This is a genomic window from Acinetobacter sp. YH12027, from assembly GCF_013420085.1.
In the GTDB taxonomy this organism is placed as follows: domain Bacteria; phylum Pseudomonadota; class Gammaproteobacteria; order Pseudomonadales; family Moraxellaceae; genus Acinetobacter; species Acinetobacter amyesii.
The window spans coordinates 1-5,012 of the sequence record NZ_VOYW01000076.1; the positions used below are offsets into that span (position 1 = coordinate 1).

At 40.5% G+C, this 5,012-nt stretch carries 5 protein-coding genes and 1 pseudogene; 5 read left to right on the plus strand and 1 reads right to left on the minus strand.

The annotated features are described in order from the left end of the window. Positions 1 to 85: pseudogene (locus FTT94_RS16000) on the minus strand (IS5/IS1182 family transposase); the annotation flags it as partial. Between the two features lie 304 nt (positions 86 to 389). On the opposite strand from FTT94_RS16000, the gene metK reads away from it, so the two are divergent. From metK to FTT94_RS16025, 5 genes are all read left to right on the plus strand, one after another. Continuing rightward, on the plus strand, positions 390 to 1,556 hold the full coding sequence (gene metK / locus FTT94_RS16005; protein WP_180171106.1) for a methionine adenosyltransferase: 1,167 nt from the start codon (positions 390 to 392) through the stop codon (positions 1,554 to 1,556). Positions 1,557 to 1,725: 169 nt separating this feature from the next. Continuing rightward, a complete protein-coding gene (locus FTT94_RS16010) occupies positions 1,726 to 2,166 on the plus strand; it encodes an SMI1/KNR4 family protein (protein ID WP_180171107.1) in 441 nt (146 codons plus the stop codon). 151 nt (positions 2,167 to 2,317) lie between these two features. Continuing rightward, positions 2,318 to 2,662 carry a hypothetical protein gene (locus tag FTT94_RS16015; RefSeq protein WP_078188782.1) on the plus strand — a complete coding sequence of 115 codons (345 nt, stop codon included), beginning with the start codon at positions 2,318 to 2,320 and terminating at the stop codon, positions 2,660 to 2,662. 146 nt (positions 2,663 to 2,808) lie between these two features. After that, positions 2,809 to 3,510: a VIT family protein gene (locus tag FTT94_RS16020; protein WP_180010154.1), complete on the plus strand. Its 702-nt coding sequence runs from the start codon at positions 2,809 to 2,811 to the stop codon at positions 3,508 to 3,510. Positions 3,511 to 3,645: 135 nt separating this feature from the next. Then, on the plus strand, positions 3,646 to 4,857 hold the full coding sequence (locus FTT94_RS16025) for a YeeE/YedE family protein (RefSeq protein ID WP_180171108.1): 1,212 nt from the start codon (positions 3,646 to 3,648) through the stop codon (positions 4,855 to 4,857). The last annotated feature ends 155 nt before the right edge of the window (positions 4,858 to 5,012 follow it).

The following is a 5,012-nucleotide window of genomic DNA, read 5'->3' on the forward strand; positions in this document are numbered from 1 at the left end:
CCATTTCGGTAAAAACTGGTCGAGGTACGCCAACCAAGCGTTTAAATTCAGAATCTGAAAAACGGTTTAAGTTCTGATATCTCATGAAACTTAGATTGAGGTGGTTTTTACTTTCGCAAGAGATCTAATGATTCACTTAAAAAGCCAATTTAGGCATTTTAACGCCTAATCACATTGTTGCTTGTACCAAAGCCCAATATCTCTGTTTTATCTCATCATACAAAATTAAAATGAGAAATCCATAGCTCATATCAATTTTTTAGATGCCTATATCAATTAAAAAGTCATTGAAATGAATTAATTTCATCCAATTTGGTCATGTTAAGCTAGTCCTAAACGCTTTCTCGATGTAACATATTGCGTCTTTAAATTTAACTGTGATAGGACTTATGCGCGAGTACGCTGTATTTACCTCGGAATCTGTAAGCGAAGGCCATCCGGATAAAATGGCTGACCAAATCAGTGATGCTATTTTGGATGCAATCTTAAAAGAAGACCCATATGCACGGGTTGCTTGTGAAACGCTTGTAAAAACGGGTGCGGTTGTACTTGCCGGTGAAATCACAACAACTGCAAATGTTGACTTTGAAGCGATTGTTCGTAATACCGTAAATGGTATCGGATACCATCATTCAGATCTTGGCTTTGATGGTTCAACTTGTGCCGTGATCAACATGATCGGTAAACAATCACCTGAAATTGCTCAGGGTGTTGACCGTCAAAAACCAGAAGATCAAGGTGCGGGCGATCAAGGTTTAATGTTTGGTTATGCAAGCCGTGAAACTGATGTGCTTATGCCAGCACCGATTTCATATGCGCATCGCTTAATGGAAAAACAAGCTGAACTACGTAAACAAGGCAAACTTGCTTGGTTACGTCCTGATGCAAAAAGCCAAGTAACATTTGCTTATGAAAATGGCATGCCAGTTCGCTTAGACGCAGTTGTACTTTCAACTCAGCACGATCCAAAAATTACTCAAGCTCAATTGAAAGAAGCGGTAATTGAAGAAATTGTGAAAAAAGTGATTCCTGCTGAAATGTTCCATGCAGACACTAAATTCCATATCAACCCAACAGGTATGTTCGTGATTGGCGGCCCTGTAGGTGACTGTGGTTTAACAGGCCGAAAAATCATTGTAGATACTTACGGTGGTATGGCTCGTCACGGTGGTGGCGCGTTCTCTGGTAAAGACCCATCAAAAGTTGACCGTTCTGCTGCTTATGCAGGTCGTTATGTTGCTAAAAACATTGTGGCTGCTGGTTTGGCTGACAAATGTGAAATTCAAGTGTCTTATGCGATTGGTGTTGCAGAACCAACATCTATCTCGATCAACACATTCAATACTGCAAAAGTATCTGAAGATTTGATTATTGCACTTGTACGTGAACACTTTGACTTACGTCCATACGGTATTACTCGTATGTTGAACTTAATCCAACCGATGTACCAACAAACTGCTGCGTATGGTCACTTCGGTCGTGAAGGTTCTGATACCGCATTCACATGGGAAAAAACTGACAAAGTGGAAGTGCTTAAAGCATCTGCTGGTCTTTAATCTTAATAGATTAATTTCTCAAAAAAGCCTGCATTGATTGCAGGCTTTTTTATGGCCCGTATGTCCATAACTAAAACATCTAGGATAAAAATAACGAGTGTAAAAAATATTGACTAAAATTTACGCCTAGCTTATTCATAAAACACTAAAATAATTTAAGAACAACATCATGCCCTTTCCATTAGACTTAAAATTTATTACTGCAACTGAAGAACAATTAGGATTTAAGTTTCCAGAAAAATATAAAGTCAAAATGCAAATTGAAAATGGTGGAGAATTCGGCATTAGCTTTTCTAGCGCGGATGAATTTAAAGATGGTGATGAAATCGAAGCATGGTGGCTCTTCCCCTTCCAAGACACCAGCGATGTGAAAAGAATAAAACGTACAACGAATCATCTAGCCGCAGAACATCAATCCATAAGTAAAATTGAAGACTTCCCTGAAAACAGTATTGCAATTGCACATAACGGCGATGGCAATTATTTATTGATGCGTACGGTAGACGATACACAATTGGGGGAAGAAATATATTTATGGCGCCATGAAGACAGTGAATTTATCTATCTACTTGTGACTTCAATTGAAGAATTATTTAGTCAAAACCCTTAACGCTATAAGCATATATAAAGCCTTTTAAACTACAAAATATGCTGGATAAAATTACACTAAATCAACAATTTTTGATCGATTTTTGAATATTTTTTCAGCTAATATAAATTCAGCCCATGCTACGGGCATAACAAAAAAAGGAAAGATCAAAATGAATAAATTACTTGTTGCTTTAGGTTTGGCTGCAACTGTTGCACTTGTTGGCTGTAATAAAGACAAAGCGCCAGAAACAGGTGCAACAACTGGTGAACACCTAGAAAACGCTGCTGACCAAGCAGGCCATGACATTGCTGATGCAACTTCAGAAGCGGCAACTGCGACAGCGACTGCTGTAGATAATGCTGCAACTGCAACTGCGACAGCAGCTGACAATGCTGCAGAAAATGCTGAAGCTGCTGCACACAATGCAAAAGAAGCAGCTAAAGACGCGACTGCTGCAACTGCAGGTGCTGTTGAGCAAGGTGCAGCAAACGTGAAAGAAAAAGCTCAACAATAAGCATTCTTAAAAAAAAGCACCTTCGGGTGCTTTTTTTATATCTGTATTTTATTCAACTTACTGTTTCAATCTATTTTTAACTTGAAATTTAACTGATGTCAGGTCAATCTTATGAGGTCATATAAATAACAAACTTAGAGAAAATAATGTCTTACTCACATCATGCCGAAAAACATTTTATGGAACGTACGGGTTGGCTACGTGCATCTGTACTCGGTGCAAATGATGGCATTATCTCCGTCACTAGTTTAATTATGGGCATGGCTGCAAGTGGTGCTTCTAGCCATACCTTACTCATTACATGCATTGCAGGACTCATATCTGGTGCAACCTCTATGGCGGCGGGCGAATATATCTCTGTGAAATCTCAAGAAGACGTCGAAAAAGCAGATCTTCACATGGAGCATAAAGAACTACAAAAGAACCCTGAGCTAGAACTTAAAGAACTTACCCAAATTTATATTCAACGTGGTTTAGAGCCTACACTGGCCCATGAAGTCGCAGTCCAATTAACTGCACATGATGCACTTGAAGCCCACGCCCGAGATGAAATTGGAATCCATGACAATACAGCAGCAAAACCCGTTCAAGCAGCGCTATCATCGGCTTTAGCCTTTTCAATTGGTGCAATATTTCCGATGGTTGCGATCTTGATCAGTGCTGACATGCATATTGAAAAAACCGTTATGGCCGTTGGCGTGATTTCTCTAGCACTACTCGGTGCCTTAGCCAGTTATGCAGCAGGTACTTCTATGTTGAAAGGCAGTCTACGTGTTGCACTCTGGGGCATTGCAGCCATGCTATTTTCAAGTTGGATTGGTTCTTTATTTAATGTAAATCCAGTTTAATGTTTCTTTTATCAGTTTTACAAATATTGAAAATCAATTATTCACAGCAATGATTGTGTGAATTCCAAACAATATTAATTTTTACAATATATAAAAACCGTAAAATAGAGATACATTTTTTAAGCTTTTTTTTCCATGTCTGTTATTGCTGCGCCAACCAATCGATCCAATATATCGATTTGGGTGGCTTTTGTTTTATTAATTTTAGGTACCATTGGTGCTTATCTGATTGTAGGCGTTAACCAAGCATTACTATTTTTAATTGGTGGTGCTTTGGGTATGACCCTTTATCATGCGTCTTTTGGTTTCACCTCGAGTTGGCGTGTCTTCATTAAAGAACGCCGTGGTCGTGGCTTGCGTGCACAAATGATCATGTTGGCTTTGGCTGTATTGCTCTTCTTCCCTGCTTTAGGTGCGGGTGAATTATTTGGCAACCCAGTCAAAGGTAACGTTAATCCTGTTTCAATGTCCGTGATGATCGGTGCCTTTATTTTTGGTATTGGTATGCAACTTGGCGGCGGCTGTGCATCAGGGACCCTGTACACTGTGGGTGCAGGTAGCGCACGTATGATTGTAACGCTGATCTTCTTCTGTACAGGCTCACTGATTGCAACTTCACATATTCAATGGTGGTTTGACCTTCCCCACTTTGAACCGATTTCTTTAGTCAAAAGCTTTGGTGTAGTCCCTGCACTGGTTTTAAACTTTGTGCTCTTTGCATTGATTGCCGCAGCAACAATTTACTTTGAAAAGAAACGCCATGGTCAGCTTGAAGTTGAACCGCAAGCCAAGCAACACGGCTGGAAACGCTTTCTACGTGGTCCATGGCCATTGGTTTGGGGTGGAATTATCCTGACTTTACTGAACTTTGCCACACTCGCACTTGCGGGCCGTCCTTGGGGCGTGACCTCTGCCTTAGCCGTTTGGGCCGCAAAATCAGCAAGTGTTATGGGGATTGATGTTGCATCTTGGGCATATTGGCAGCAACCTGCAAATGCCAAAGCACTCACCGAATCATTATGGTTTGATATCACGTCGATGATGAATTTCGGCATCATGCTCGGTGCCTTACTCGCAGCAAGCCTAGCTGGTAAATTTGCACCAAACTTTAATATCCCAAAACGTTCACTGCTAGCGGCTGTGATCGGTGGTTTGATGTTGGGTTACGGCGCACGTTTAGCATACGGCTGTAACATTGGTGCGTATTTCAGCGGTATTGCTTCAGGTAGTTTACACGGTTGGTTATGGTTAGTATTTGCCTTCATTGGGAACGGTATTGGCGTCAAACTACGTCCAATCTTCTTCCCTGGTGAACGTCCACAACCGGAAAAACTAACAGGCTGCTAATTTCAGTAAATAAAAAGCCCCTCAAATGAGGTAATGCCAGTCAGTTAAGAGATTGACTGGCTTTTTCTTGGGTATTTTTGAGGTTTTCCTTTTACAACCCTTGGATAACTCCTCACTCTTCTCTCAGGTATAACATACCGATTAGATTTCTCCAT